This is a genomic window from Pedobacter yonginensis (genome assembly GCF_003173595.1).
GTDB lineage: Bacteria > Bacteroidota > Bacteroidia > Sphingobacteriales > Sphingobacteriaceae > Pedobacter > Pedobacter yonginense.
Genome location: NZ_QGNZ01000003.1, coordinates 381495 through 407960, shown reverse-complemented (window position 1 = coordinate 407960; position 26466 = coordinate 381495). Strand labels below are relative to the sequence as shown.

33 protein-coding genes are annotated in these 26466 nt (G+C 37.9%); 30 read left to right on the top strand and 3 right to left on the bottom strand.

Annotated elements, in window-relative coordinates; translation table 11 throughout:
• The 28 genes from rplW (at position 1) to DHW03_RS13275 (ending at position 17105) form a co-directional block, all read left to right on the top strand.
• Entirely contained in the window at positions 1 to 291 is a 291-nt protein-coding gene (gene rplW / locus DHW03_RS13410; RefSeq protein WP_109926344.1) for a 50S ribosomal protein L23, read from the top strand.
• 21 nt (positions 292 to 312) lie between these two features.
• On the top strand, positions 313 to 1137 hold the full coding sequence (gene rplB / locus DHW03_RS13405; protein WP_109926343.1) for a 50S ribosomal protein L2: 825 nt from the start codon (positions 313 to 315) through the stop codon (positions 1135 to 1137).
• Entirely contained in the window at positions 1137 to 1403 is a 267-nt protein-coding gene (gene rpsS, locus DHW03_RS13400; protein WP_010599906.1) for a 30S ribosomal protein S19, read from the top strand. The genes rplB and rpsS overlap by 1 nt, the downstream gene beginning before the upstream one ends.
• A 7-nt stretch (positions 1404 to 1410) precedes the next feature.
• The gene (gene rplV, locus DHW03_RS13395; RefSeq protein WP_056097519.1) at positions 1411 to 1773 is read left to right on the top strand and encodes a 50S ribosomal protein L22; all 363 of its coding nucleotides are present in this window, start codon (positions 1411 to 1413) and stop codon (positions 1771 to 1773) included.
• Positions 1774 to 1782: 9 nt separating this feature from the next.
• A complete protein-coding gene (gene rpsC, locus DHW03_RS13390) occupies positions 1783 to 2637 on the top strand; it encodes a 30S ribosomal protein S3 (RefSeq protein ID WP_109926342.1) in 855 nt (284 codons plus the stop codon).
• Between the two features lie 40 nt (positions 2638 to 2677).
• Positions 2678 to 3100, top strand: a complete 423-nt coding sequence (rplP, locus tag DHW03_RS13385) for a 50S ribosomal protein L16 (protein WP_010599903.1) — start codon at positions 2678 to 2680, stop codon at positions 3098 to 3100.
• A 74-nt stretch (positions 3101 to 3174) separates the two neighbouring features.
• Positions 3175 to 3387, top strand: coding sequence for a 50S ribosomal protein L29 (rpmC, locus tag DHW03_RS13380; RefSeq protein WP_109926341.1), 213 nt, complete (start codon positions 3175 to 3177; stop codon positions 3385 to 3387).
• A 13-nt stretch (positions 3388 to 3400) separates the two neighbouring features.
• The gene (gene rpsQ / locus DHW03_RS13375; protein ID WP_010599901.1) at positions 3401 to 3655 is read left to right on the top strand and encodes a 30S ribosomal protein S17; all 255 of its coding nucleotides are present in this window, start codon (positions 3401 to 3403) and stop codon (positions 3653 to 3655) included.
• 1 nt (position 3656) lies between these two features.
• On the top strand, positions 3657 to 4025 hold the full coding sequence (gene rplN, locus DHW03_RS13370; RefSeq protein ID WP_010599900.1) for a 50S ribosomal protein L14: 369 nt from the start codon (positions 3657 to 3659) through the stop codon (positions 4023 to 4025).
• A gap of 1 nt (position 4026) precedes the next feature.
• Complete coding sequence (rplX, locus tag DHW03_RS13365; protein ID WP_025145216.1) at positions 4027 to 4368, top strand: 50S ribosomal protein L24; 342 nt, start codon at positions 4027 to 4029, stop codon at positions 4366 to 4368.
• A complete protein-coding gene (gene rplE / locus DHW03_RS13360; protein WP_109926340.1) occupies positions 4365 to 4931 on the top strand; it encodes a 50S ribosomal protein L5 in 567 nt (188 codons plus the stop codon). Before rplX ends, rplE begins: the two co-directional genes overlap by 4 nt.
• The gene (gene rpsN, locus DHW03_RS13355) at positions 4931 to 5200 is read left to right on the top strand and encodes a 30S ribosomal protein S14 (protein ID WP_025145214.1); all 270 of its coding nucleotides are present in this window, start codon (positions 4931 to 4933) and stop codon (positions 5198 to 5200) included. The genes rplE and rpsN overlap by 1 nt, the downstream gene beginning before the upstream one ends.
• 187 nt (positions 5201 to 5387) lie before the next feature.
• Positions 5388 to 5786: a 30S ribosomal protein S8 gene (gene rpsH / locus DHW03_RS13350; protein WP_056869756.1), complete on the top strand. Its 399-nt coding sequence runs from the start codon at positions 5388 to 5390 to the stop codon at positions 5784 to 5786.
• Between the two features lie 19 nt (positions 5787 to 5805).
• Positions 5806 to 6363: a 50S ribosomal protein L6 gene (rplF, locus tag DHW03_RS13345; RefSeq protein ID WP_109926339.1), complete on the top strand. Its 558-nt coding sequence runs from the start codon at positions 5806 to 5808 to the stop codon at positions 6361 to 6363.
• A 5-nt stretch (positions 6364 to 6368) separates the two neighbouring features.
• The gene (rplR, locus tag DHW03_RS13340) at positions 6369 to 6722 is read left to right on the top strand and encodes a 50S ribosomal protein L18 (RefSeq protein ID WP_109926338.1); all 354 of its coding nucleotides are present in this window, start codon (positions 6369 to 6371) and stop codon (positions 6720 to 6722) included.
• 18 nt (positions 6723 to 6740) lie between these two features.
• Positions 6741 to 7259: a 30S ribosomal protein S5 gene (rpsE, locus tag DHW03_RS13335; protein ID WP_010599893.1), complete on the top strand. Its 519-nt coding sequence runs from the start codon at positions 6741 to 6743 to the stop codon at positions 7257 to 7259.
• Between the two features lie 4 nt (positions 7260 to 7263).
• Positions 7264 to 7443 (top strand): 50S ribosomal protein L30, encoded by a 180-nt coding sequence (gene rpmD, locus DHW03_RS13330; RefSeq protein ID WP_109926337.1) that lies wholly within the window; start codon positions 7264 to 7266, stop codon positions 7441 to 7443.
• A gap of 135 nt (positions 7444 to 7578) precedes the next feature.
• Positions 7579 to 8025 carry a 50S ribosomal protein L15 gene (gene rplO / locus DHW03_RS13325; RefSeq protein WP_109926629.1) on the top strand — a complete coding sequence of 149 codons (447 nt, stop codon included), beginning with the start codon at positions 7579 to 7581 and terminating at the stop codon, positions 8023 to 8025.
• Between the two features lie 8 nt (positions 8026 to 8033).
• On the top strand, positions 8034 to 9374 hold the full coding sequence (gene secY, locus DHW03_RS13320) for a preprotein translocase subunit SecY (protein WP_109926336.1): 1341 nt from the start codon (positions 8034 to 8036) through the stop codon (positions 9372 to 9374).
• Between the two features lie 9 nt (positions 9375 to 9383).
• Positions 9384 to 10169 carry a type I methionyl aminopeptidase gene (gene map / locus DHW03_RS13315; RefSeq protein WP_109926335.1) on the top strand — a complete coding sequence of 262 codons (786 nt, stop codon included), beginning with the start codon at positions 9384 to 9386 and terminating at the stop codon, positions 10167 to 10169.
• 71 nt (positions 10170 to 10240) lie between these two features.
• Entirely contained in the window at positions 10241 to 10459 is a 219-nt protein-coding gene (gene infA, locus DHW03_RS13310; protein WP_010599888.1) for a translation initiation factor IF-1, read from the top strand.
• Position 10460: 1 nt separating this feature from the next.
• Positions 10461 to 10577, top strand: coding sequence for a 50S ribosomal protein L36 (gene rpmJ, locus DHW03_RS13305; protein WP_010599887.1), 117 nt, complete (start codon positions 10461 to 10463; stop codon positions 10575 to 10577).
• Positions 10578 to 10646: 69 nt separating this feature from the next.
• The gene (rpsM, locus tag DHW03_RS13300) at positions 10647 to 11024 is read left to right on the top strand and encodes a 30S ribosomal protein S13 (protein ID WP_109926334.1); all 378 of its coding nucleotides are present in this window, start codon (positions 10647 to 10649) and stop codon (positions 11022 to 11024) included.
• 152 nt (positions 11025 to 11176) lie between these two features.
• Positions 11177 to 11566, top strand: a complete 390-nt coding sequence (gene rpsK, locus DHW03_RS13295; RefSeq protein ID WP_109926333.1) for a 30S ribosomal protein S11 — start codon at positions 11177 to 11179, stop codon at positions 11564 to 11566.
• A gap of 61 nt (positions 11567 to 11627) precedes the next feature.
• The gene (gene rpsD, locus DHW03_RS13290; protein ID WP_109926332.1) at positions 11628 to 12236 is read left to right on the top strand and encodes a 30S ribosomal protein S4; all 609 of its coding nucleotides are present in this window, start codon (positions 11628 to 11630) and stop codon (positions 12234 to 12236) included.
• 85 nt (positions 12237 to 12321) lie between these two features.
• Positions 12322 to 13314 (top strand): DNA-directed RNA polymerase subunit alpha, encoded by a 993-nt coding sequence (locus tag DHW03_RS13285; protein WP_056097531.1) that lies wholly within the window; start codon positions 12322 to 12324, stop codon positions 13312 to 13314.
• Positions 13315 to 13435: 121 nt separating this feature from the next.
• The gene (gene rplQ, locus DHW03_RS13280) at positions 13436 to 13960 is read left to right on the top strand and encodes a 50S ribosomal protein L17 (protein ID WP_109926331.1); all 525 of its coding nucleotides are present in this window, start codon (positions 13436 to 13438) and stop codon (positions 13958 to 13960) included.
• Between the two features lie 184 nt (positions 13961 to 14144).
• Entirely contained in the window at positions 14145 to 17105 is a 2961-nt protein-coding gene (locus DHW03_RS13275; RefSeq protein WP_109926330.1) for a glycoside hydrolase domain-containing protein, read from the top strand.
• A gap of 83 nt (positions 17106 to 17188) precedes the next feature.
• Here the strand turns inward: DHW03_RS13275 and DHW03_RS13270 are convergent, their stop codons facing one another.
• Together DHW03_RS13270 and DHW03_RS13265 are read right to left on the bottom strand one after the other, a co-directional pair.
• Positions 17189 to 17821 carry a gluconate 2-dehydrogenase subunit 3 family protein gene (locus tag DHW03_RS13270; protein ID WP_109926329.1) on the bottom strand — a complete coding sequence of 211 codons (633 nt, stop codon included), beginning with the start codon at positions 17819 to 17821 and terminating at the stop codon, positions 17189 to 17191.
• A 4-nt stretch (positions 17822 to 17825) separates the two neighbouring features.
• Complete coding sequence (locus tag DHW03_RS13265; RefSeq protein ID WP_109926328.1) at positions 17826 to 19562, bottom strand: GMC family oxidoreductase; 1737 nt, start codon at positions 19560 to 19562, stop codon at positions 17826 to 17828.
• A gap of 291 nt (positions 19563 to 19853) precedes the next feature.
• Between DHW03_RS13265 and DHW03_RS13260 the strand changes: the two genes are divergently transcribed.
• Complete coding sequence (locus DHW03_RS13260; protein WP_109926327.1) at positions 19854 to 21056, top strand: class I SAM-dependent methyltransferase; 1203 nt, start codon at positions 19854 to 19856, stop codon at positions 21054 to 21056.
• A 118-nt stretch (positions 21057 to 21174) separates the two neighbouring features.
• Here DHW03_RS13260 and DHW03_RS13255 read toward each other — a convergent pair whose 3' ends face one another.
• On the bottom strand, positions 21175 to 21534 hold the full coding sequence (locus DHW03_RS13255; protein ID WP_109926326.1) for a DUF1304 domain-containing protein: 360 nt from the start codon (positions 21532 to 21534) through the stop codon (positions 21175 to 21177).
• 3007 nt (positions 21535 to 24541) lie between these two features.
• Between DHW03_RS13255 and dnaK the strand changes: the two genes are divergently transcribed.
• Positions 24542 to 26449 (top strand): molecular chaperone DnaK, encoded by a 1908-nt coding sequence (dnaK, locus tag DHW03_RS13225; RefSeq protein WP_109926628.1) that lies wholly within the window; start codon positions 24542 to 24544, stop codon positions 26447 to 26449.
• Positions 26450 to 26466 lie beyond the last annotated feature (17 nt).

Here is a 26466-nt window from a genome sequence, read left to right as displayed (position 1 = left end):
ATGGACATTTTAAAAAAACCAATATTAACCGAAAAAGCTTCAGCTTTAACTGAGAAATCTAACCGTTTCACATTTAGCGTTAACCACAAGGCTAACAAAATCCAAATCAAACAAGCCATCGAAAAATTGTACGGTGTAACCATCGTTTCAGTAAATACAATGGTAGTTGATGGAAAAGCTAAATCTCGTTACACTAAAGCAGGTTTTGTATCTGGCCGTAGCCCGAAATACAAAAAAGCAATCGTAACGTTAAAAGACGGCGAAACAATAGATTATTACGCAACTCTTTAATTCAATAATTATATTATAACTATGGGCTTAAGAAAATTTAAACCAGTTACTCCGGGAACCCGCTTTAGAGTTGGTGCCAGCTTTACGGAGATTACAGCAACCAAGCCCGAAAAATCATTGGTTGTATCATCAAAAAAGTCTGGTGGACGTAACAACACAGGAAAGATGACTATGCGCTACATGGGTGGTGGTCACAAAAAATCATATCGTTTAATCGACTTCAAACGCGATAAATTCGATATTCCTGCTACAGTAGCTACTGTAGAATACGATCCAAACCGTACTGCCCGCATCGCATTATTACATTATGCAGATGGCGAGAAGCGTTATATCATTGCTCCAGAAGGATTGCAAGTAGGTTCGGTATTATTATCGGGCGATACAGCAGCTCCAGAAGTAGGTAACACTTTAAAATTATCGAACATTCCATTAGGTTCTATCATCCACAACGTGGAGATTCACCCTGGAAAAGGAGCACAATTAGCTCGTAGTGCAGGTGCTTACGCACAATTAGCTGCTCGCGATGGTAAATATGCTACTTTGAAAATGCCTTCAGGCGAAACCCGTTTAATCTTAGCCACTTGTTTAGCTACAATCGGTGCAGTATCTAACTCAGATCACGCAAACGAAGTATTAGGTAAAGCTGGTCGTAAACGTTGGTTGGGCCGTCGTCCGAGAACTAGACCGGTAGCGATGAACCCTGTCGATCACCCAATGGGTGGTGGTGAAGGTAGATCATCAGGTGGTCACCCTCGTTCAAGAAATGGTGTTTTAGCTAAAGGCTTCAAAACCAGAGAACTTAAAAAATATTCTAATCGTTACATCATAGAGAGAAGGAAGAAATAATGGCTCGTTCGATAAAAAAAGGACCTTATATTGACCATAACGTAGAGAAAAAAGTAAACTCTATGAATGATTCAGGCAAAAAGTCTGTAATCAAAACTTGGTCTCGCAGATCAATGATTTCACCAGATTTCGTGAATCATACATTTGCAGTACACAACGGAAATAAATTTATCCCTGTGTACGTTACAGAAAACATGGTTGGTCACAAGTTGGGAGAATTTGCTCCAACCAGAACATTCAGAGGACACGCTGAAAAGAAAAAATAATTAGACAATGGAAGCAATAGCAAAATTAAACAATTGTCCAACCTCACCGCGTAAGATGCGTTTGGTTGTAGATCTTATCAGAGGTGAACGTGTAGAAAAAGCATTAAGCATTTTAAAGTTTACCAATAAAGAAGCAGCAATAAGAGTTGAGAAATTATTATTATCTGCTATCAAAAACTGGGAATCTAAAAATGAAGGTGCTCGCCCTGAAGAAAACCAACTGTTTGTAAAAACAATTATGGTTGATGGTGGCCGTCAGTTAAAACGCTTACGTCCAGCTCCTCAAGGCCGTGGATATAGAATTCGTAAACGTTCTAACCACGTAACGCTGATTGTAGATAGTAAAAATACAGAAACAACTCAAAACTAATTTTAGGAAATGGGACAAAAAGCAAATCCAATAGGTAACAGGTTAGGTATCATCAAAGGATGGGATTCTAACTGGTTCGGTGGCAACAACTACTCCGATAAATTAGTTGAAGATGAGAAAATAAGAAAATACCTTTCTGCTCGTATTGCTAAAGGTGGTGTTGCAAAAGTAGTTATCGAGCGTACGTTAAAACGTATCACCGTAACTATCCACACAGCTCGCCCAGGTATTGTAATCGGTAAAGCAGGTGCTGAGGTTGATAAAATTAAAGAAGAGTTAAAGAAATTAACCAAAAAGGAAATTCAAATTAACATCTTCGAAATTAAACGCCCAGAACTTGATGCACAATTAGTTGCAGAAGGTGTTGCAAAACAATTAGAAGCAAGGATCTCATTCCGTAGAGCAATGAAATCTTCTATCGCATCAACCATGCGTATGGGTGCTGAAGGAATTAAAATCATGACTTCTGGTCGTTTAGGTGGTGCTGAGATGGCACGTTCTGAACAATACAAAGAAGGAAGAGTGCCTTTGCATACATTCCGTGCTGATATTGATTACGCTTTAGCAGAAGCTTTAACCACTTATGGTAAAATAGGTGTTAAAGTTTGGATTTGTAAAGGTGAAGTTTATGGAAAACGTGATTTGTCTCCAAACATTGGTGCAACAAACAACGGTCCAAAAGGCGCATCAGACAAACCAGCTTTCGGCGGAAGAGATAACCGTGGTGGTGGCGGAAGAGATAGCCGTGGCGGTGGTAACGACAGACGTGGTGGAAACCAAGGTGGTGGTCGTGGCCCAGGTCAAGGTGGTCCCGGAGCAAATAGAGGTGGTGGCGCAGGCGCTAACAGAGGTCCTCGTAAATAATTGATTTATTAACATCGTTTAACGATTAGAACAAAATAAAATGTTACAGCCAAAAAGAACGAAGTTCAGGAAGATGCAAAAAGGCAGAATGAAGGGTTTAGCTTCACGTGGAGCTGAGTTAGCATTCGGATCTTTCGGTATCAAATCTTTAGAAGCCACTTGGATCACAAGTCGCCAGATAGAGGCTGCCCGTATTGCCGTAACTCGTTTCATGAAACGTGAAGGCCAAGTATGGATCAGGATTTTCCCGGATAAACCGGTAACTAAAAAACCTGCTGAAGTACGTATGGGTAAAGGTAAAGGTGCTCCTGAATATTGGGTTGCAGTAGTAAGACCTGGACGTGTAATTTTCGAAGCTGAAGGTGTGCCTTTAGAAGTTGCTAAAGAAGCATTACGTTTAGCTGCTCAGAAATTACCAATCCAAACAAAATTTGTAGTACGTAGAGATTACGTAGAAGCATAGTAAAGAGTTGAGATGAATGTTGTAAATACTTGTTTTTTATAACCGCTACACTCAATCGTAAAAGAAAAATAAAAATGAAAAATTCAGAAATCACAGGGCTTTCAAAAGAAGAATTAGTAGCTAAGATTGCGGAGGAAAAAGAGACATTATCAAAATTGAAATTCTCTCACACCATTTCAGCTATCGAGAATCCTTCACGCATTTCAAAAGTAAGGAAAGACATAGCCCGTTTAAATACTGAACTGACTAAAGTAAAACTTGCTGAGTCAGCTACTGAAACTAATTAATTTGAAAGTCGAAATGGAAAGACAATTAAGAAAAACAAGAACCGGGTTGGTGGTGAGCAACAAGATGGACAAATCTGTTGTAGTGAGCGTTGAGCGTAAAGTAAAGCACCCGATTTATGGTAAGTTCGTTAAGAAAACTACCAAATTTATGGCTCACGACGAGAAAAACGAATGCGGTATCGGAGATACAGTATTAATTATGGAAACTCGTCCTTTGAGTAAAAATAAGAACTGGAGATTGGTACAAATTTTAGAAAGAGCTAAATAAGATGGTACAACAGGAATCGAGATTAAACGTTGCTGATAACAGCGGCGCGAAAGAAGTATTGGTAATTCGTGTGCTAGGTGGAACCGGCAAACGTTATGCTTCAATTGGTGATAAAGTAGTTGTTACCGTAAAAAGCGCATTACCGTCAGGTAATATAAAAAAAGGTACAGTTTCTAAAGCAGTAGTGGTAAGAACTAAAAAAGAGATCAGACGTAAAGATGGTTCTTATATTCGTTTTGACGATAACGCTGCAGTATTATTGAACGCACAGGATGAGCCAAGAGGTACACGTATCTTTGGCCCGGTTGCGAGAGAACTACGTGAAAAACAATTCATGAAAATTGTATCATTAGCACCGGAGGTATTATAAAATGGGAAACAAAGTAAATACACCATCAAAACTTAAAATCCGCACAGGAGATTTAGTTAAAGTAATTGCTGGCGATTCAAAAGGTCAACAAGGAAAAGTACTTTCAGTACAAATAGATAAAAACAGAGCCATTGTAGAAGGCGTTAACTTAGTGTCGAAACACACTAAACCAAATGCTGCAAATCCTAACGGTGGTATTATTAAAAAAGAAGCTGCTCTTCACATTTCTAACTTGATGTTGGTTGATCCAAAATCTGGTAAAGCTACCCGCGTTGGACGTAAACTAAACGCAGATGGTAAATTAGTTAGAGTTGCTAAAATTTCAGGAGAGGAGATTAAATAATGGCTACACCAAGATTAAAAAGCAAATACAAAGAAGAAGTTGTAAATGCATTAAAAGAAAAATTTCAGTACAAAACTGTAATGCAGGTTCCTAAATTGGAAAAAATCTGTATCAATCAAGGTGTAGGTCGTTTTTCAGTTACGGATAAAAAGATTATGGACACTACAATTGTAGAATTGTCAACCATCACTGGTCAACAAGCAGTTCCAGCACAATCTAAAAAAGATATCTCTAACTTTAAGTTACGTAAAGGTATGCCAGTAGGTGTACGTGTTACTTTACGTGATAACAATATGTATGAGTTCTTGGATCGTTTGATCTCTGTTGCTCTTCCACGTATTCGTGATTTCAAAGGTATTAATGATAAGGGCTTTGATGGAAAAGGTAACTACACATTAGGTGTTACTGAACAAATCATCTTTCCAGAGATTAATATCGATAAAATCAATAAAATTTTAGGTATGGATATAACTTTCGTAACTTCGGCAAAATCTGACGTTGAAGCTTTAGAGTTATTGAAGCAATTCGGATTACCATTTAAAAATCAAAAAACAGCAGAATAATGGCAAAAGAAGGTGTAAAAGCACGCGAAGTTAAGCGCCAAAAATTGGTAGCTAGATACGCTGAAAAACGTGCAGTTTTAAAAGCTGCAGGAGATTTCGAAGGTTTAGATAAATTACCTAAAAACTCATCTCCGGTACGTTTACACAACCGTTGTAAGTTAACTGGTCGTCCACGTGGTTACATGCGTACCTTTGGTATTTCAAGGGTAACGTTCCGCCAAATGGCACTAGACGGTAAAATACCAGGTGTTAAAAAAGCATCTTGGTAATATAGCTTTAGAACTCATGTTCTAAGCTGAAAGACTAAAGCTGAATGAAAGCTAAATTTCAAAGTTTAAGGCGATGTATGTCGCTTTAGGCTTTGGTCTTTTACGTTTCAGCTTAACAAAGAATTTAACCGATAGCAGGTCCCATCGCTGGGTAGCGGAAGGATACCACTATCAAAAACAATAAAAAATGAATACAGATCCAATAGCAGATTATTTAACAAGAGTAAGGAATGCCATTAAGGCCAACCACCGTGTTGTAGAAATTCCTGCATCAAACCTTAAAAAAGAAATTACTAAAGTTCTTTTTGACAAAGGTTACATCGCGAACTACAAGTTTGAAGATACTACAGTTCAAGGCACCATTAAAATCGCTTTGAAATACAATCCAATAACTAAAGTTCCTGCTATTCGTACTTTGATGCGAATTAGTAAACCAGGTTTGAGAAACTATGCTGGTGTTGAAAATATGCCAAGAGTATTAAACGGTTTAGGTATCGCAATCTTATCTACTTCTAAAGGTGTAATGACTGATAAAGAAGCAGCCAAATTAAATATTGGTGGTGAGGTATTGTGTCACGTTTATTAATTTATAGGAGAACAGCACAATGTCAAGAATAGGAAAAGCCCCAATCACAATCCCTTCAGGAGTTACAATTACCGTATCTAAAGATAACGTAGTAAGCGTAAAAGGGCCTAAAGGTGAATTAACACAAGCAGTTGATACAGATATCACTGTAAGTCAAGAAGACGGAATCTTAACGGTTTCTCGCCCTTCTGAACAAAAGAAACACAAAGCATTACATGGTTTATACCGTTCTTTGCTTAACAATATGGTTATTGGTGTTACAGATGGTTATAAATTAGAACAAGAATTAGTAGGTGTTGGTTACCGTGCTACAAATGCTGGTAATACACTAGATTTAGTTTTAGGTTATTCTCACCATTACGTATTTCAATTACCACAAGAGATTAAAGTAACCACCACATCAGAAAAAGGTCAAACTCCTAAAATTATTTTAGAAAGTATTGACAAACAATTGATCGGTCAAGTAGCTGCGAAAATTCGTTCGTTACGTGCTCCAGAGCCTTATAAAGGTAAAGGTATCAAGTTTGTAGGTGAAGTGTTAAGAAGAAAAGCAGGTAAATCAGCATCTAAGAAATAATAATCATGGCAGGTAAAAAATTATCAAGAAGAGATCGTATTAAAAAAGGGATCAGAAAAAGACTTACTGGTTCGGAAGAACGCCCAAGGTTATCTGTTTATAGAAGCAATAAAGGTATTTATGCTCAGGTAATTAACGATGTAACCGGTACAACAATAGCTTCAGCATCTTCATTATCGAAAGATTTTGCAGGAACTGGAAATAAAAGCGATCAATCAGTAGCTGTAGGCAAATTAGTTGCCGAAAAAGCAATTGCTGCAGGTGTTAAAGAAGTTGTTTTCGATAGAAACGGCTACTTATATCACGGACGTGTTAAATCGTTGGCAGAAGGTGCTCGCGAAGCTGGTTTAGTATTTTAATCTGAAGAAAAAAGTAAGATGTCAACTATCAATATAAAAAGAGTAAAAACCACCGATATCGAGTTAAAGGATCGTTTGGTTAGTATACAACGTGTTGCCAAAGTTACCAAAGGTGGTCGTACTTTCAGCTTCTCAGCAATTGTTGTTGTTGGAGATGAAAACGGCGTTGTTGGTTTCGGTTTAGGTAAAGCGAAAGAAGTAACTGAAGCAATCGCTAAAGGTGTGGATGATGCTAAAAAGAACTTAGTTAAAGTTCCAATTTTAAACGGTACTGTTCCTCACGAGCAAATCGGTAAATTCTCTGGTGGTTTTGTTTTAATCAAACCAGCAGCAGTAGGTACAGGTGTAATTGCTGGTGGTGCAATGCGTGCTGTATTAGAAAGTGCTGGCGTGCATAACGTATTGGCAAAATCTAAAGGTTCATCTAACCCACACAACGTGGTAAAAGCAACTGTTGATGCATTAACAAAAATGCGTGATGCTTATACAGTAGCTCAAACTCGTGGTATAGATTTAAACAAAGTATTTAACGGATAATATCATGGCTAAGATCAAAATAACACAAGTAAAAAGTATTATCGATAGAAGCGAACGCCAAAAAAGAACTGTTCAAGCTTTGGGTTTATCTAAAATGAACCAAAGTGTAGAAGTTGAGGCTACTCCACAGATTATTGGAATGATTCGCAAAGTGAATCACTTAATCGCAATCGAAGCAATTTAAGAGAATTATAAGATGAATGAGTTTTGAGTGAGGGGATAAGCATATTGCAACTATTCAACCATTCAAAATTCAATCATTATTTATTTATCGTTGTACCTGTTTAGTGAAAGCGAAGGGCAACACAAATTCAAAAAAATGAATTTAAGTAATTTAAAACCTGCTACAGGTTCAGTAAAAAACAGTAAAAGAATTGGTCGTGGTACTGGTTCGGGTCGTGGTGGAACTTCAACTCGTGGTCATAAAGGTGCGGGTTCTCGTTCAGGTCACAAAACTAAGATCGGTTTTGAAGGTGGTCAAATGCCTTTACAGCGTCGTGTACCTAAAGTTGGTTTTAAACCAATTAACCGTACAGAATATGTAGGTGTAAACTTAGACGTATTACAAAGCTTAGCTGATAAATTTAGCTTAACAACGATTGATTTTGCTGCTTTACAAGAGCATGGTTTAGCTTCAAAAAATGATCTAGTAAAAATTCTAGGTCGTGGTGAAGTAAAAGCAAAATTAGATATTACAGCACATGCGTTTTCTGCAACCGCACAAAAAGCTATTGAAGCTGCAGGTGGTTCAATTGTAAAATTGTAAATTATTAAATGAAGAAGCTATTTACTACTTTAAGTAATATCTGGAAAATTCAAGAATTAAAAGAGCGTATATTGTTTACGCTCTTAATTCTTTTGGTGTACCGTTTCGTATCTCACGTGGTTTTGCCAGGTGTAGATCCAACAGCTTTAGGCAATAACGAAAAATCAGGAATCTTAGGCTTACTCGATATGTTTGCTGGGGGTTCTTTCTCTCGTGTGTCTATCTTGGCTTTAGGGGTAATGCCTTATATCTCTGCATCAATTGTGGTGCAATTGTTAGGTATTGCTGTTCCTTCTTTCCAAAAGATGCAAAAGGAAGGCGAAAGTGGCAGAAAAAAAATGAACCAGATTACCCGTTACCTAACGGTAGCGATTACAATCGTTCAATCAGTAGGTTATGTTAAAACTCAGGTTCCTGCAGAAGCTATTTTATTACCGAATACATTATTTTTAGTTTTATCAACTTTCGTATTAACCGCAGGTACATTATTCGTAATGTGGTTGGGTGAGAAGATCACAGATAAAGGTATTGGTAACGGTACGTCACTAATTATCATGGTTGGTATTATCGCTCGTTTACCGGTTGCAATCAGTCAAGAGTTTAGTGCTCGTGTAGGTTCAGCTAGTGAAGGTGGAGGACCAGTTGCTTTAGTTTTAGAAATTGTTGCTCTATTTGCTGTGGTGATGTTTACCATTTTAATTGTTCAAGGTGTACGTAAAGTGCCAGTACAATACGCTAAAAAAATAGTTGGTAACCGTCAGTTTGGTGGTGTTCGTCAGTACATTCCTTTAAAGGTAAATGCTGCTGGTGTTATGCCAATCATCTTTGCACAAGCGTTGATGTTTATACCAGGTGCTTTGATGCAGTTTGTTCCTTCTTTACAAGGATCATGGTTAATTCAATTTAGCAATACCACGTCGTTAGCTTATAGCTTAACTTTTGCGTTTTTAATTATTGCATTCACTTTCTTCTATACTGCAATTACAGTAAATCCAACTCAAATGAGTGATGATATGAAGAAAAATGGTGGTTTTATCCCTGGTGTTAAACCTGGTTTTGCAACTTCAACTTTTATTGATGATGTAATTTCTAAGATCACTTTTCCGGGTGCAGTATTTTTAGCCATTATCGCTATACTTCCATCAATTGCAGTTAAGTTCGGAATTAAGCAAGAATTTGCGCATTTCTTCGGAGGTACATCACTATTAATTTTAGTGGGTGTGGTTTTAGATACTTTACAACAAATTGAAAGTTATCTATTAATGCGTCACTACGACGGTTTAATGAAAACGGGCAGAGTTACTGGCAGAACAGGTGTACCTGCTGCAAGTAGCAACGCAGCTTTGTAGGCAATTTAAGTGTCTAAAGTTTGTTACAAATCTCTGGAAGAGATTGAGTTAATAAGGGAAAGTTCTTTACTGGTTTCGAAAGCTTTGGCCGAAGTGGCAAAAGTTATTAAAGCAGGCATAACAACAAATGAGTTGGATAAGTTAGCTTATGAGTTTATTCTTGATCACGGAGCAATCCCTGCATTTTTAAACTATAACGGCTTTCCAAACTCTTTATGTATTTCACCAAATGAACAAGTTGTTCACGGCTTTCCAAGTGAGTACGTCATCCAAGAGGGTGATTTGATTTCAGTCGATTGTGGCGTAATTAAAAACAATTATTTCGGCGATTCGGCCTTTACGTTCTCCATTGGAGAAATAGATGCAGAAAAGCAAAGATTAGTTGAGGTTACTAAACGTTGTTTGGAATTGGGGATTGAAAAGGCAGTAGTTGGCATGCGTGTTGGCGATATCGGCTTTGCCATTCAACAGCATGCAGAGGCGAATGGATTTGGTGTGGTAAGAGAACTTGTTGGGCATGGTGTTGGCATAAATCTCCACGAGAAACCAGAAGTTCCTAACTATGGAAAACGAGGAAGCGGACCAAAACTTGAAGAAGGGATGGTTATTGCAATTGAGCCGATGATTAACGCAGGCCTTGCAGGTATTATCTTTCATAGTGATGGCTGGACAGTTACGAGTAAAGACAATAAACCATCGGCACATTTTGAGCACACAATAGCAGTAAAAAAGGGCAAAGCAGACGTTCTATCGACCTTTTCAATAATAGAAGAAGTTTTACAACAAAAAAAATAAAAAATTAAAAATTTTTATTTAATTTTGCAACCCTGTTTAGAAGCAGCTAATTAAGTAACAATCAATAAAATATGGCTAAACAAGCCTCAATTGAACAAGACGGAGTAATACGAGAAGCATTATCTAATGCTATGTTTAGAGTTGAACTCGAAAACGGACATGAAATTATTGCGCACATTTCAGGTAAGATGAGGATGCACTACATCAAAATTCTTCCTGGGGATAAAGTAAAATTAGAGATGTCGCCGTATGATTTAACAAAAGGTCGCATCACTTATAGATATAAATAAAATGAAAGTTAGATCATCAATTAAAAAACGTAGCGCTGATTGCAAGATTATTCGCCGTAAAGGTAAACTTTACGTTATTAACAAGAAAAATCCTAAATACAAGCAACGTCAAGGGTAATTAAAACTATTGTAATGTACCGCACAACGGTGGCCCGCCGTTCGGAGTTACTTAAAAACATAAACAAATATGGCAAGGATTTCAGGTATTGATTTACCAAGAAACAAAAGAGGAGAGATTGGTTTAACTTATATCTACGGTATAGGAAAAACAACTGCACAACGTATTTTAACTACAGCAGGAATCGACGTAAACAAAAAAGTACAAGATTGGTCTGATGATGAATTGTCAGCAATCCGTACCATGATTAACGATGAAATTAAAGTAGAAGGTGCTTTACGTTCAGAGGTTCAGTTAAACATCAAACGTTTAATGGATATTGGTTGTTACCGTGGTTTACGTCACAGAAAAGGTTTACCTTCTCGTGGTCAGCGTACTAAAAACAACTCACGTACTCGTAAGGGTAAGAGAAAAACAGTTGCTAACAAGAAAAAAGCTACTAAGTAATAGATAGATAGGAGATGTGAGATTTTAGATGTGGGAACCATATCTTGATTATCTGCTCAAATCTGGAATAAAAGAGAAAAAGTAGGATACTGAGTGTCGGGGTAGGGAAATCTCCATGCCTCAAGTCTCATATCTAAAATCTAAAAGAAAAAATGGCTAAGAGTAAAAAAGTAACCAAAAAACGTATCGTTGTAATCGAACCTGTTGGTCAGGCTCATATCAATGCTACTTTCAACAACATCATCGTTACCTTAACAAACAACGGCGGACAAACCATTTCATGGTCGTCAGCTGGTAAAATGGGCTTTAAAGGTTCTAAAAAGAACACACCATATGCAGCTGGTCAAGCAGCTTCAGATTGCGGTAAAGTTGCGTTTGACTTAGGTTTACGTAAAGTTGAAGTATTTGTAAAAGGTCCAGGTTCAGGTCGTGAATCTGCAATCAGAACTTTACAAGTAGCAGGTATTGAAGTTTTATCTATCAAAGATATCACTCCACTTCCACACAACGGATGTCGTCCTCCTAAAAAGAGAAGAGTTTAATTAATTTTAAAGCTAAGAATCTTCAGCTACAGGTTGAATGATACTTTAAAAAACAACAAAAATGGCAAGATATACAGGCCCAAAAAGTAAAATTGCACGTAAATTCAGAGAACCAATCTTCGGTCCTGATAAAGTGTTAGACAGAAAAAATTATCCTCCTGGGCAACATGGCTCATCAAAAAGAAGAGGAAAACAATCTGAATATGCAATCCAGTTAATGGAGAAGCAAAAAGTAAAATACACTTATGGTGTATTGGAAAAACAGTTCAGTAACTTGTTTAAAAAAGCATCTTCACGTGCAGGTATCACTGGAGATAACTTACTTCAATTATTAGAAGCACGTTTAGATAATACAGTTTACCGTTTAGGTATTTCAACAACCCGTTCTGGTGCACGCCAGTTAGTTAGCCATAAACACGTAACCGTGAATGGTGAAGTTGTAAATATCCCTTCATATCAGTTAAAAGCTGGTGATGTGATTGCGGTTCGTGAGAAATCTAAATCTTTAGAATCAATTAGTAACTCAGTTGCAGGCAGAACAATTAATAAATTTGCTTGGTTAGAGTGGAATGCTGGAGAGTTAACAGGTAAGTTCTTAACTTATCCACAACGCGACGAGATTCCTGAAAACATTAAGGAAAACTTAATCATCGAGTTATACTCAAAGTAATAAATGATCTAGTTAATTACCTCGAAAGGGTAATTAACTTTTTTCATGTTACTATATATTCAATAACGAATTTAAAAAAATATAAATGGCAATTTTAGCATTTCAGAAACCAGACAAAGTGATCATGCAGAAATCAACTGATTTCGATGGCATATTTGAATTTCGTCCTTTAGAGCCCGGTTTCGGTGTAACAATTGGTAATGCCTTAAGAAGAATTTTACTTTCTTCATTAGAAGGTTATGCTATTACTACTATTCGTTTTTCAGGCGTTTCTCATGAGTTTTCTACCATGAAAGGTGTTGTAGAAGATTTAACTGATATCATTTTGAACTTGAAACAAGTACGTTTCAAAAAAACTGGTGATTCTGGTGATGCTGAAAAAGTTTTCATCATTGTTAACGGTCAAGATCAATTCAAAGCTGGTGATATTACTAAATTCTCTAACAACTTTACAGTTTTAAATCCTGAGCATGTAATTTGCAATATGGACAAATCTGTAACTTTAGAAGTGGAATTAACCATCAACAAAGGTCGTGGTTATGTTCCTGCTGAAGAAAATAAAGTTGCTGATGCTGTTGTAGGTGTTATCGCTATCGATTCGATCTACACACCAATGAAAAACGTTAAATACACAATTGAAAATTTCCGTGTTGAACAAAAAACGGATTATGAGAAATTGGTATTAGATATTTCTACTGATGGTTCAATTCACCCAGAAGAAGCATTAAAAGAGGCGGCTAAGATTCTTATCCAACACTTTATGTTATTCTCTGACGAGAACTTGGTATTAGAATCTCAAGCTAAAGAGGAAACTAAAGAAGTTGATGAGGAAATTTTACATATGCGTAAAATCCTTAAAACTGAATTGGTAGATATGGATCTTTCAGTTAGAGCATTAAATTGCTTAAAAGCTGCTGATATCCGCACTTTAGCTGATTTAGTTTCTTACGATGTTGCTGATATGTTAAAATTCAGAAACTTTGGTAAAAAATCTTTAACAGAGATTCAAGAGCTTGTAAAATCAAAAGGTTTATCATTCGGTATGAACCTGTCTAAATTCAAGTTAGACGAAGAGTAAGATTAGTCGTAAGTTTTTATTTTGATGCTTAGGCATCTGTTAGAAACCCAACTAAAATAAATAATTTTTCACAGTGCATAATTCCCTCGGTAAGAGACGGTATGCACTCAATTAAAAAACAATGAGACACGGTAAAAAAGTAAACCACTTAGGTAGAACCGCAAGCCACAGAAAGGCGATGTTAGCCAACATGGCATCATCACTTATTTTGCACAAAAGAATTACAACAACTTTAGCTAAAGCTAAAGCTTTACGTACTTATGTTGAGCCAATTATCACAAAATCAAAAAATGATACAACTCACTCTCGTCGTACAGTGTTCGCTTACTTACAAGATAAAGAAGTAGTAACTATTTTATTCCGCGAAATTGCTGAGAAAGTTGCAAATCGTCCGGGTGGATATACTCGTATCATTAAATTAAACAACCGTTTAGGTGATAACGCTGAAATGGCTTTAATTGAATTGGTAGATTACAATACAGTTTACGGTAAAGACGTAGAAGTTAAAGAAGAAAAGAAAACAACTCGTCGTGGTAGAAGTAAAGCTGCTGCTGCACCTAAAGCTACTGAAGCGAAAGCAGAAGTTACTGAAGAAGCTGCTCCTGCTGAAGAAGCTCCTGCAACTGAAGAGCCAAAAGGAGAATAATCTAATTCCCCTTAAAGTATTAAGTCCTGTTCAAAAGAGCAGGACTTTTTTTTGTGCCTAAATCGGAATGATTCTTTCATAACTCCCATTGTTTTGGGAAATAGGACAAAAGTTTCTCTCATATTTTCATTACATAGTGCTTTTTAGGAATGCTATCTATAAATTAGCTTCAAATAAATTTGAAATGAAATTTAGGTTTTTTCTAATAATCGCGCTATTCTCTCATTTAGCTGTTTTCGGTCAAATTCATCAATATTCCAATGGCAATAATGCATGGAATCCAGATTCTTTAGGCAACCATAGGGCGATGCTTCAATTTAACGGTCCCGGCAAAATTGCTCATGCAAAAATTAATTGGAGAAGGAGAGATGAACACCCAGAGTTAAAAAAGGTCATTATTCATGATTCTGAAGGAAACAAGGTTTCTATTGAGGGTTTAGCCAATTTTAGCAGGGAAGGTGTTGATGTTTATTTTGATGCCCCAAAAAAAGGTAAATATTACGTTTACTACATGCCTTATCAAGATGAAGGACGGAACAATTATCCCAAGGGTATCTATTTAAAATCTGATTCGCAGCAAGTGAGTAAATCGAAGCACACCTCGGTTAACTGTACGGTTATAGCCCTTCAATCCACTGATGCATTTAATTCTTTTTATCCGATGGAGATCATTGCGACGGCGAAGGAAACAAATGCCTTAAAAGCTCAGCACAAGGGGAAACCATTTTTGATATTTCCAGAGGACAGAATGTTTCCAATAAAGATGGTTAAGGATTTACCTTATCGCTGGATCGTTAAGGGCGCATCAAATTCATTTACTGGCTTTGCCGAAAAGGGCGAAAACTATGCTTTACAATTAGGCGTTTTTGCATTAAGAGACCTCAACAATGTAGAAGTGATTTTGGGTGATTTGAAATCGTCCAATGGTAAAATTATATCTTCAAAAAACATAAGCTGCATAAATACTGATGGAATCACCTATGATGGTAGGCCATTAAAGAAAAGGATTAGCCTTTCTTTGGGGAATGTACAAGCCTTGTGGATTACCGTTAATGTTCCGAAGCAAACAATCGCTGGTTTATATACAGGTAAATTTTTTGTAAAGGCTGAGGGTAAATCATATCCAGTAGATGTTAAACTGACGATTGGAAGCAAAATCTTACCTGACGGCGGGGTATCAACGCCGAATAAACAAACCCGCCTAACTTGGCTAAATTCTACTTTGGCTCAGCAAAACACAGTTGTAGCGCCATATACATCGTTGCAAGTGAATGGAAACATAATTTCTTTATTGGGTAGGAAATTCGAAATAAATACGGATGGATTTCCAAAGCAGATTCAAACGTTTTTTAATTCTGAAATGACGGCATACACCGAAAAACCAAATAACTTATTGGCAGAACCCATCCACTTTCATTTTTACAATACGCCAAAAACACAAGAGAAATTTGTTTCAAGTAATTTTAGCATAATTTCTAAAGAATCTGGCACTGTAAAGTGGACAGCAGCCAACACATCTCCTAACCTAAAAATGGATTTAGAGGCCAGTTTGGAGTTTGATGGGTATGTGCACTATGAAGTTAAAGTTACGGCGTTAAACGATGTCGATTTCAGTAACATTGATTTCCACATTCCATTTGATAAAAGATCAACAAAATATTTAATGGGGCTTGGTGAAAAGGGCGGGCTAAGGCCAGATACTCTTAGATGGAAATGGGATGTGGCACATAAAAATCAGGATGCTGTTTGGATTGGAAACGTAAATGCAGGGCTTTATTACAATTTAAGGGATGAGCATTACGTTCGCCCGCTCAATACAAACTTCTACTTGCAAAAACCATTGCGCTTGCCCAAATCTTGGGGCAATGACAATAAGGGAGGTATCCAAATTAATATCAAGGGAAGTTCTATGCTCGCCGATAATTTTACTGGTGCTAGAAGCATGAGAAAGGGGGAGGTACTTTACTACAATTTCAACTTGCTCATTACCCCTTTTCATTTGTTGGATACCGATTTCCAATGGGAGAATCGTTTTTACCACAAGTATGGGAATTTAGATTCTATCAAAGCAACTGGTGCGACAGTAGTAAACATACATCATGCAACACCCATCAATCCTTGGATTAATTATCCATTTATTGAATCGAAAAAAATGAAGGCTTATATTGATGAAGCACATAACAAAGGGCTGAAAGTTAAGATTTACAATACTGTTCGAGAACTTTCCAACCATGCTTACGAGTTACCTGCCTTAAGAAGTTTAGGAATGGAAGTTTATTCAGCGGGTAAAGGCGGTGGTTTTAGCTGGTTGCAAGAACATTTGGATACTAATTACATCGCAGCTTGGTTTGTGCCACAGATTAAGGATGCTGCCATCATCAACAGCGGGATGAATCGCTGGCACAACTATTATGTGGAAGGGATGAATTGGTTAACCAATAATGTTGGCATTGATGGGGTTTATTTGGATGATGTTGCTTTTGATCGGGTAACGATGAAAAGGATCAAGCGGGTGTTAACGAACAACGGGCATCCAGGTATCATCGATTTACATTCTGCAAATCAGTACAATAAAAACGATGGATTTAATAACAGCGCCATTTTATACATGGAGCATTTTCCTTACCTAAATCGGCTTTGGTTTGGCGAATATTTCGATTATGAGACAAACAATCCAGATTTCTTTTTAACTGAAGTAAGTGGTGTACCTTTTGGTTTAATGGGCGAAATGTTGCAGGATAATGGTAACCAATGGCGTGGATTGATTTATGGTATGACCAGCAGACTGGGTTGGAATCCTGGTAGCGATCCTAAACCACTTTGGAAAGTGTGGGACGCTTTCGGGATGAAAGGTTCGTCTATGATTGGTTATTGGAGCGATAATTCGCCCGCGAAAACAGATAACCCAAAAATATTGGCTACTGTGTATAAAAAGCCGGGTAAGGCACTCATTGCAATTGCAAGTTGGGCGGAAAACGATACCGTAGTAAATTTAACTTTAGATTGGAATAAATTGGGATTAGATGCCAGTAAGGCCAAGATTTCTGTTCCTGCTATCGAAAAATTTCAGGCAGCTCAAAATTATATGGGAAGTGAAGGTATCTCTATTGAAAAGGGGAAAGGCTTGATTTTAATTATTGAATAAGTTTTAAGTAACTAATGGCTAGCAAAGTGGAGAAGGTAAGCGATTATGTTCCCCACTTTGCTTTAGCGCATATTTCTTACATTTTATATTTTCACATTCTCCATGCCGTACTGTTTTAACACGTCATCGGGTACGCCAGCCCATTGATTTGGAGAATTTCCGACATAGCCAATGTCTTTAACGCCGATTTCAGTAGTGTAAAAACCTGACGCCGTTAAATCCCTCATTCTGTTAAAAAAGGCAACTCCAGCCTGCATTTCTGGTCTTGCCTTGGCAGGATAAGCTATTTCATCTACAATTGATATTTGCTCTTTTTCTGAAGCTTCTACAAAAGATTTCTGGAATTTATTGAAGCTGTAAATATCAAGCCACTTGAGTCCGCCACGCATTGGCACTTTGTGTTCTGGAATATCTTTTACGATAAACTCGATGAATTCTGGAACTTTAGCATCTGAGGCACTGCCAGAAACATCATCCTTAGGAATAATGATATCTGCCAAAACGGTTATGGTTGCCATTTCGTGTTTGGTGAAGAATGTGGCAGATTTAAGATTTTTATCTCTATCGATTTCCCATTGTTCACGTCCTGCCTCTTTGGCGGTTTCTTCTGGTTTGGCAATTTCTGTTTTGGTTTCGGGCTGTTTACAGGCTTCTACCAATACAGTTGTACTGATTGCGGTTATGCCGAGTGCTTTTATGGAATCACGTCTATTCATAATTCTATATGTTTTGTTTTTTCTTTTGTGCTAAAATGTATTCCGCTGTGCGCATAGATAGGGCTAGAATTGTCCAAGTGGCATTTTTGTCACCCTGCTGAACAAAGGGGCCAGCATCTACCACAAATAAATTTTTACAATCGTGTGCTTGGCAGTATTTATTTAAAGCCGATTTTTTTGGGTCGTCGCCCATGCGAATGGTTCCAACTTCATGGATAATTTTACCCGGATTTAATAAGCCATAATTGGTATCGGCACCATGGATTTCTGAAGTAACCACTGCACCCATTTCTTTCATGATGGAAAGAAAGGTTTCTTGCATGTGTTTTGCTTGAAGAATCTCCTCTTTTGCCCAAGTATAATTAAACCTTAATACCGGAATTCCGTATTTATCCACCACATTCGGGTCAATTTCGCAGTAGTTGTTTTCTCGAGCAATTGCTGTACCTCTGCCAGCCATCCCTACGCTTGTGCCATAGAAACGACGGTAGTCATCTTTTAACGATTTTCCATATCCTCCAGCTTCTTTTTTATTGCCGTTGCGATCGGGCACCATTCCATTTATTTTTGAAACGCCTCCACCAAATCCATAAGATGGCATACCCATTCCGCCACCATATTCAATGTGATAGCCACGAGGGAAATTTAATTTTTTATTATCTAGCCACCAAGGAGAGTAAATGTGCACACTTCCGAGTCCATCTTCATTGTAACGTTTTCTGTCCATTAGTTGGGGAAGAAATCCGTAAACACCAGCACCTGTAGAATCGTGTAAATATTTTCCTACTACACCACTGCTATTGGCCAAGCCACCTGGATGGGCGGAAGATTTGGAATTTAGAAGAATACGTGCAGATTCGCAAGCACTGGCACCCAGAATTACGAGCTTACCATTAACTTGATATTCTTGTAAATCTTTTCTATTTACATAAGAAACTCCTTTGGCGGTACCGTCTTTATCGGTAATCACTTCTCTAACCATTGCATCGGTGATTACGGTTAGATTCCCCGTTTTTACCGCTGGTATAACCAAACAAGATGATGCAGAGAAATCGCCATAAACTTTACAGCTTCTTCCGCATTGTCCGCAATAGAAACAAGGTGCACGATCGTTATTGCCCTTAATGGCTTCTGTCATTACCGCGCCACGACCCGTAATTACCTTTACACCCGCTTTTTCTGCTCCTTTTTTGATAAACAATTCATTTAAACGGGGTTTTGGTGGTTTCATGAAAATTCCGTCGGGTTCGTTTTCTAAACCTTCTGCTGTTCCATAAATCCCAATCATTCGGTCTACCTTATCATAAAATGGTTTAACATCATTATATGTAATTGGCCAATCATCGGTTAAGCCATCGGTTGGTTTAAAATCTTGTGGACCCATCCTCAAGGAAATTCTGCCCCAGTGGTTAGTGCGGCCGCCAAGCATTCGGGATCTGAACCACTCGAATTCTGTTTTATTTTTTTGAGTGTAGGGCTCGCCTTCAAGTTCCCAACCACCGTAAGAAGCATCAAAATCTCCAAAGGGACGGACTGTGCTTGCACCACGACGTGGGGATTCCCAAGGCCATTTTAATTGATGGGAGTCTAATCGCGGGTCGAAATACTGACCTGCTTCGAGCATTAAAACTTTTTGCCCTGCATTAGCCAGTACATAGGCGGCCATGCCACCACCAGCACCTGAGCCAACAACAATTGCATCGTAAACGGTAGGCGATTTTTTTATCTGAAATTCACTCATAGATTAAATTTAGAAATGAAAGGATATTCTAATCTAAAGTTAAAATTTGTGAATTAAAAGCTTATTTTTTTGGATTTCCTTTTTTGGAATGATTACAAACATTCTTTATTTGAATGTTTCCTAAATCGAATTAGTAAAAGCTTGCCTGTAAATTATATAGAAATGATTCACGAACATTATTCAAAATCTGATGGTTGATGTGTTGTGGGTAGGTCGTGTAATTGTTACATTATGTTTCATAGCGATTGTAGCAAAAAAAATTGGTTTATCTTTGTGCTTTAAAATTCATCAATGGTATTTTCAGAACATATAGAACAGTTTATTTCAGCCCTATCTTTAAGTTTAGAATCGCAAAACTTCGTGAAGATTTCTCTAGGGAATTACAAAGGTTTGGAAGAGGCATTAAAGCAAATTCTTGTTCGGAAAGTTATTATAAAGCGGGAAGAAAAATTGGCTTTTACATTTCGCTACAAAACGCGGGATGTTGTAAAGAATCTTTCTTACACCGAGGGCGTTAATTTAATTGCTGAATATTTAAACACGGGCTTCAAAATTGCAACATTATTTACAACCGATAGGGATTTAATTGTTGAGGAATTGAACAACGGTAAGCTAGTTATACGTGAAATAGCGCCAACAATTAAAGAGGCTCCAGCTGCCAGCCATGATAAGCAGAAAGCCAGGTTGATTACGGCTGATTCAAAATCGTATTTAACCGATTTGAAAATTACGGATACAGCGGGCAAAGTTTTTAAAAATGCCCAAAATAAATTCCGTCAGATTAATCATTACATCGAGATTTTAAGTGCCTTAATTAAAGAACTGCCTACAGGAACAATTAAGAAAGTAGTAGATATGGGCTCGGGTAAGGGTTATTTAACTTTTGCCTTGTATGATTATTTACATTCGGTTTTAAACCTCAATACCGAAGTTGTTGGGGTAGAATATCGGCAGGATATGGTTGATTTGTGCAATGCAGTTGCTCAAAAATCTGCTTTTGGACATTTGAGTTTTGTGCAAGGTACGATTGAAGATTATGATGCTAATGATGTGAACCTTCTGATTGCTCTACATGCTTGTGATACCGCTACTGATGATGCCATTTTTAAAGGAATAAAAGCAAATGCAGATTTAATCGTGGTTGCGCCTTGTTGCCACAAACAAATTCGCAGGGAAATCGAGCAAAACAAAGTGAAAAATGATGTATCGTTTTTAACGAAGTACGGCATTTTTTTAGAGCGCCAGGCCGAAATGGTTACCGATGGCATTCGTGCGCTAATTTTAGAATACTTTGGCTATAAAACTAAAGTGTTCGAATTTATTTCTGATGCGCACACACCCAAAAATGTACTTGTAGTAGGCGTGAAGAGGGCTGAAAGCTTGAATTCAAAAGCGGAAAACGAAAGGAAAGAAGAAATTTTGCTAAAAATTAAAGCGAGCAAAGCGTATTTCGGTATTGGTCATCATCATTTGGAAAGATTGTTGGATTTATAAACAAGCAAAATTTATGCAGTATAGATTGCTTAGGCTTAACATATAAAATCAAAATATAACCATATAAGAGAGGTAAGGCAGATGGCTTATTCCGGTTTTTCCGTTCTACGTAAATTTGCTAAAGATGCACTAAAATTAAAGCAATTAACGCTGGAATAGCTTGCACATACAGAATCCTTTTACTTGCGGTCGCTGCCCCATAAATGCCTGCGATGATCACACAACATAAGAAAAACACAGCAACATAAAGTTTCCAGTGATGATCGCTTGTACATAACGACCATATTAAACCAGCTGCCAAAAAACCATTATACAAGCCTTGATTAGCCGCCAAGGTTTTTGTAGGCAGAAATAATTCTTTTGGAATGCTTTTAAAAACCTTGGGCGCTTTGGTTGTCCAAGCAAACATTTCTAACCATAAAATGTAGAGGTGGATGATGGCCACTAAGCCAATCATGATTTGTGCTATTAATTGCATTTCAATTTCGTTTGGTTATTTGAATATACGATAATTTAGATTATTCATGGTGGCTGTTTTTAGAAGATTTTTTTTGTCTTGGCCAGACGGGCTTTTTTCTTTTTCTTGATAAAAAGAAACAAAAATCAAGGCTTGCGAAGCTTTGTTGTAAATTCTCCACAAATCTTTGTACGCAATCCTAGATCGTGGGAAGGTTTAGTGGGGTATGAACTTTTCTGCAACACGCGTAGGATTGCTTGTTTCAGTGGTTTATGAACGACATTGTATCCAAGATTTATGGGTATTTACGTCCGAATCTTCTGAGGCCCTTTCGTCACTACCTTGATTGGTTGTGGTATGGGAGGGGTAGCAGTGGTTATAAATTTTATTCGCAAGCGTGAGATTTTTTTGTCTTAGCCAGACGGGCTTTTTTCTTTTTCTTGATAAAAAGAAACAAAAATCAAGGCTTGCGAAGCTTTGTTGCAAATCCGCCATAAATCTTTGTACGCAATCCTAAGTCGTGGGAAGGTTTGGTGGGGTATGAACCTTTCTGCAACACGCGTAGGATTGCTTGTTTCAGTGGTTTATGAACGACATTGTACCCAAGATTTATGGGTATTTACGTCCAAATCTTCTGATGCCAATCTTCGCCACTTTGAAAGGTTGTGGTATGTTATGGGGGGCTTTTGTGGGTATGAACTTTTCTGCAACACGCGTAGGATTTCTTGTTCCAGTGATTTATGAACGACATTGTACCCAAGATTTATGGGTATTTACGTCCAAATCTTCTGAGGCCAATCTCCGCTACTTTGAATGGTTGTGGTATGGGATGGGTAGCACCTGGTTAACAATTTTATTCGCAAAGCGTGAGATTTTTTTGTCTTAGCCAGACGGGCTTTTTTCTTTTTCTTGATAAAAAGAAACAAAAATCAAGGCTTGCGAAGCTTTGTTGCAAATCCGCCATAAATCTTTGTACGCAATCCTAAGTCGTGGGAAGGTTTGGTGGGGTATGAACTTTTCTGCAACACGCGTAGGATTGCTTGTTTCAGTGGTTTATGAACGACGTTGTACCCAAGATTTATGGGTATTTACGTCCAAATCTTCTGATGCCAATCTTCGCTACTTTGAATGGTTGTGGTATGGGTAGCACCTGGTTAACAATTTTATTCGCAAAGCGTGAGATTTTTTTGTCTTGGCCAGACGGGCTTTTTTCTTTTTCTTGATAAAAAGAAACAAAAATCAAGGCTTGCGAAGCTTTGTTGCAAATCCGCCATAAATCTTTTTTCGCAATCCTAAGTCGTGGGAAGGTTTAGTGGGGTATGAACTTTTCTGCAACACGCGTAGGATTTCTTGTTTCAGTGGTTTATGAACGACATTGTACCCAAGATTTATGGGTATTTACGTCCAAATCTTCTGAGGCCCCTTCGTCGCTACTTTGAATGGTTGGGGTGTGGGAGGGGTGACAATGATTGTAAATTTTATCCGCAGCTTAGATTTTTTTTGTCTTAGCCAGACGGGCTTTTTTCTTTTTCTTGATAAAAAGAAACAAAAATCAAGGCTTGCGAAGCTTTGTTGTAAACCCGCCATAAATCTTTGTACGCAATCCTAAGTCGTGGGAGGGTTTGGTGGGGTATGAACTTTTCTACAACACGCGTAGGATTTCTTGTTTCAGTGGTTTATGAACGACATTGTACCCAAGATTTATGGGTATTTACGTCCAAATCTTCTGATGCCAATCTTCGCTACTTTGAATGGTTGGGGTGTGGGAGGGGTGACAATGATTGTAAATTTTATCCGCAGCGTGAGATTTTTTTGTCTTGGCCAGACGGGCTTTTTTCTTTTTCTTGATAAAAAGAAACAAAAATCAAGGCTTGCGAAGCTTTGTTGTAAATCCTCCATAAATCTTTTTACGCAATCCTAAGTCGTGGGAAGGTTTGGTGGGGTATGAACTTTTCTGCAACACGCGTAGGATTGCTTGTTTCAGTGGTTTATGAACGACATTGTACCCAAGATTTATGGGTATTTACGTCCAAATCTTCTGATGCCAATCTTCGCTACTTTGAATGGTTGTGGTGTGGGAGGGGTGGTACTGGTTAACAATATTATTCGCAAGCGTGAGATTTTTTTGTCTTGGCCAGACGGGCTTTTTTCTTTTTCTTGATAAAAAGAAACAAAAATCAAGGCTTGCGAAGCTTTGTTGTAAATCCTCCATAAATCTTTTTACGCAATCCTAAGTCGTGGGAAGGTTTGGTGGGGTATGAACTTTTCTGCAACACGCGTAGGATTGCTTGTTTCAGTGGTTTATGAACGACATTGTACCCAAGATTTATGGGTATTTACGTCCAAATCTTCTGAGGCCCCTTCGTCGCTACTTTGAATGTTTGTGGTATGGGAGGGGTAGCACTGGTTAACAATTTTATTCGCAAGCGTGAGATTTTTTTGTCTTAGCCAGGCGGGCTTTTTTCTTTTTCTTGATAAAAAGAAACAAAAATCAAGGCTTGCGAAGCTTTGTTGCAAATCCGCCATAAATCTTTTTTCGCAATCCTAAGTCGTGGGAAGGTTTAGTGGGTTTTGGACATTTCTACAACACGCGTAGGATTTCTTGTTTCAGTGGTTTATGAACGACGTTGTACCCAAGATTTATGGGTATTTACTTCCAAATCTTCTGAGGCCCCTTCGTCGCTACTTTGAATGGTTGTGGTTTGCTTGGCAGGTTGTTAAGTGTAAAAAAATTGGTTCTTAAACCCGATAAAAGCGGCAGCTCCCGATTTTTCATCGGGACTATAGCGTTTAGCGGGGCAGGTGTTCCCGACGTGATTCGAACGTTCATTTTCAAATTATTTTAAAATAGCGGATAGCACCATAATCTAATCACATCGCTTTCTGTCATGCTGTCAGTATCAATTTGCGCTATTTTTCACATTTTATCAGTCAATTACTCATATTATCTGCCAAAAACCAATTGGCACAAGCATTGTTTAATAGGAGTAGAAATTATAATACTTTAAAAGAGAAAAATAAAAATACAATGGGAAAAATTATTGGAATAGACTTAGGAACAACAAACTCTTGCGTGAGCGTAATGGAGGGCAATGAGCCTGTAGTTATCGCGAACAGTGAGGGTAAACGTACTACACCGTCTATTGTTGCTTTTGCAGAAAACGGTGAGCGTAAAGTTGGCGAGCCTGCTAAACGTCAGGCTATAACCAACCCAACAAAAACGATATACTCGATTAAACGCTTTATGGGTAGCAGCTACGACGAAAGTGCGAAAGAAGCTGGACGTGTACCTTATAAAGTGGTTAAAGGTGATAACAATACACCACGTGTAGAAATCGACGACAGAAAATATACTCCACAAGAGATTTCTGCAATGATTCTACAAAAAATGAAAAAAACTGCTGAAGATTTCTTAGGACAAGAAGTTACTGAAGCGGTTATTACTGTACCAGCTTACTTTAATGATGCACAACGCCAAGCGACTAAAGAAGCTGGTGAAATTGCAGGTTTAACTGTTAAACGTATCATTAACGAGCCTACTGCAGCTGCTTTAGCTTATGGTTTAGACAAAGCACACAAAGACATGAAAATTGTTGTGTTTGACTGCGGTGGTGGTACTCATGACGTTTCTGTTTTAGAATTAGGTGATGGTGTTTTTGAAGTAAAATCTACTGACGGTGATACGCACTTAGGTGGTGATGACTTTGACCACATTATTATTGATTGGTTAACTAACGAATTTAAAGCGGAAAATAGCATGGACCTTGCGAAAGATCCAATGGCTTTACAACGTTTAAAAGAAGCTGCTGAGAAAGCTAAAATTGAGTTATCTAGCACAACTTCTACTGAAATTAACTTACCATACATTACTGCTGATGCGAGCGGGCCTAAACACTTGGTGCGTACTTTATCTCGTGCTAAATTTGAGCAATTGGCTGGTGATTTAATTAAACGTACTATCGATCCTTGTAAATCGGCTTTGAAAAATGCTGGTTTAAGTACAAGCGATATCGACGAGATCATTTTAGTTGGTGGTTCAACCCGTATTCCTGCTATTCAAGATGCGGTTAAAGCTTTCTTCGGTAAAGAGCCAAGTAAAGGTGTTAACCCTGATGAAGTTGTGGCAATTGGTGCTGCTATTCAAGGTGGTGTTTTAGCTGGTGATGTTAAAGATGTATTGTTATTAGACGTTACACCTTTATCATTAGGTATCGAAACTATGGGTGGTGTAATGACTAAATTAATTGAGTCTAACACAACTATCCCTACTAAAAAATCAGAAACTTTCTCAACTGCGGCTGATAACCAACCTTCAGTAGAAATCCATATTTTACAAGGTGAGCGTCCAATGGCTAACCAAAACCGTACAATTGGTCGTTTCATTTTAGATGGTATTCCACCAGCACCTCGTGGTGTGCCTCAAGTAGAAGTTGCTTTTGATATTGATGCTAACGGTATTTTACACGTAAGTGCTAAAGATAAAGCTACTGGTAAAGAGCAAAAAATCCGTATCGAAGCGTCTTCAGGTTTAACTGATGCTGAGATCAAAAAAATGAAAGAAGAAGCTGAAGCTAATGCAGCAGACGATGCAAAAGCTAAAGAAGAAGCTGACAAAATTAACGGTGCAGATGCTTTAATTTTCTCTACTGAAAAACAATTGAAAGAGTTTGGTGATAAATTATCTGCGGATAAAAAAGCGCCAATCGAATCTGGTTTAGAGAAATTGAAAGCAGCGCATTTATCACGTAACTTCGCAGACATCGATGCAGCACAAGCTGAATTGCAAAATGCATGGAATGCAGCATCAGAAGAAATGTACAAAGCTGGTGAGCAACCTCAAGGCGGTGGTGAACAACCACAAGCTGATGGTCAGCCTCAAGCTGGTGGCGATAACGTTACTGACGTTGACTTCGAAGAAGTAAAAGAAGAAAAATAATTTTCGGTCGGTAAGAC

Bases quoted from the DNA above. Each gene is read 5' to 3' on its own strand.
- rplW (WP_109926344.1), top strand. From the start codon at position 1: ATGGACATTTTAAAAAAACCAATATTAACCGAAAAAGCTTCAGCTTTA.
- rplB (WP_109926343.1), top strand. From the start codon at position 313: ATGGGCTTAAGAAAATTTAAACCAGTTACTCCGGGAACCCGCTTTAGA.
- rpsS (WP_010599906.1), top strand. From the start codon at position 1,137: ATGGCTCGTTCGATAAAAAAAGGACCTTATATTGACCATAACGTAGAG.
- rplV (WP_056097519.1), top strand. From the start codon at position 1,411: ATGGAAGCAATAGCAAAATTAAACAATTGTCCAACCTCACCGCGTAAG.
- rpsC (WP_109926342.1), top strand. From the start codon at position 1,783: ATGGGACAAAAAGCAAATCCAATAGGTAACAGGTTAGGTATCATCAAA.
- rplP (WP_010599903.1), top strand. From the start codon at position 2,678: ATGTTACAGCCAAAAAGAACGAAGTTCAGGAAGATGCAAAAAGGCAGA.
- rpmC (WP_109926341.1), top strand. From the start codon at position 3,175: ATGAAAAATTCAGAAATCACAGGGCTTTCAAAAGAAGAATTAGTAGCT.
- rpsQ (WP_010599901.1), top strand. From the start codon at position 3,401: ATGGAAAGACAATTAAGAAAAACAAGAACCGGGTTGGTGGTGAGCAAC.
- rplN (WP_010599900.1), top strand. From the start codon at position 3,657: ATGGTACAACAGGAATCGAGATTAAACGTTGCTGATAACAGCGGCGCG.
- rplX (WP_025145216.1), top strand. From the start codon at position 4,027: ATGGGAAACAAAGTAAATACACCATCAAAACTTAAAATCCGCACAGGA.
- rpsN (WP_025145214.1), top strand. From the start codon at position 4,931: ATGGCAAAAGAAGGTGTAAAAGCACGCGAAGTTAAGCGCCAAAAATTG.
- rpsH (WP_056869756.1), top strand. From the start codon at position 5,388: ATGAATACAGATCCAATAGCAGATTATTTAACAAGAGTAAGGAATGCC.
- rplF (WP_109926339.1), top strand. From the start codon at position 5,806: ATGTCAAGAATAGGAAAAGCCCCAATCACAATCCCTTCAGGAGTTACA.
- rplR (WP_109926338.1), top strand. From the start codon at position 6,369: ATGGCAGGTAAAAAATTATCAAGAAGAGATCGTATTAAAAAAGGGATC.
- rpsE (WP_010599893.1), top strand. From the start codon at position 6,741: ATGTCAACTATCAATATAAAAAGAGTAAAAACCACCGATATCGAGTTA.
- rpmD (WP_109926337.1), top strand. From the start codon at position 7,264: ATGGCTAAGATCAAAATAACACAAGTAAAAAGTATTATCGATAGAAGC.
- rplO (WP_109926629.1), top strand. From the start codon at position 7,579: ATGAATTTAAGTAATTTAAAACCTGCTACAGGTTCAGTAAAAAACAGT.
- secY (WP_109926336.1), top strand. From the start codon at position 8,034: ATGAAGAAGCTATTTACTACTTTAAGTAATATCTGGAAAATTCAAGAA.
- infA (WP_010599888.1), top strand. From the start codon at position 10,241: ATGGCTAAACAAGCCTCAATTGAACAAGACGGAGTAATACGAGAAGCA.
- rpmJ (WP_010599887.1), top strand. From the start codon at position 10,461: ATGAAAGTTAGATCATCAATTAAAAAACGTAGCGCTGATTGCAAGATT.
- rpsM (WP_109926334.1), top strand. From the start codon at position 10,647: ATGGCAAGGATTTCAGGTATTGATTTACCAAGAAACAAAAGAGGAGAG.
- rpsK (WP_109926333.1), top strand. From the start codon at position 11,177: ATGGCTAAGAGTAAAAAAGTAACCAAAAAACGTATCGTTGTAATCGAA.
- rpsD (WP_109926332.1), top strand. From the start codon at position 11,628: ATGGCAAGATATACAGGCCCAAAAAGTAAAATTGCACGTAAATTCAGA.
- DHW03_RS13285 (WP_056097531.1), top strand. From the start codon at position 12,322: ATGGCAATTTTAGCATTTCAGAAACCAGACAAAGTGATCATGCAGAAA.
- rplQ (WP_109926331.1), top strand. From the start codon at position 13,436: ATGAGACACGGTAAAAAAGTAAACCACTTAGGTAGAACCGCAAGCCAC.
- DHW03_RS13275 (WP_109926330.1), top strand. From the start codon at position 14,145: ATGAAATTTAGGTTTTTTCTAATAATCGCGCTATTCTCTCATTTAGCT.
- DHW03_RS13270 (WP_109926329.1), bottom strand. From the start codon at position 17,821: ATGAATAGACGTGATTCCATAAAAGCACTCGGCATAACCGCAATCAGT.
- DHW03_RS13265 (WP_109926328.1), bottom strand. From the start codon at position 19,562: ATGAGTGAATTTCAGATAAAAAAATCGCCTACCGTTTACGATGCAATT.
- DHW03_RS13260 (WP_109926327.1), top strand. From the start codon at position 19,854: ATGGTATTTTCAGAACATATAGAACAGTTTATTTCAGCCCTATCTTTA.
- DHW03_RS13255 (WP_109926326.1), bottom strand. From the start codon at position 21,534: ATGCAATTAATAGCACAAATCATGATTGGCTTAGTGGCCATCATCCAC.
- dnaK (WP_109926628.1), top strand. From the start codon at position 24,542: ATGGGAAAAATTATTGGAATAGACTTAGGAACAACAAACTCTTGCGTG.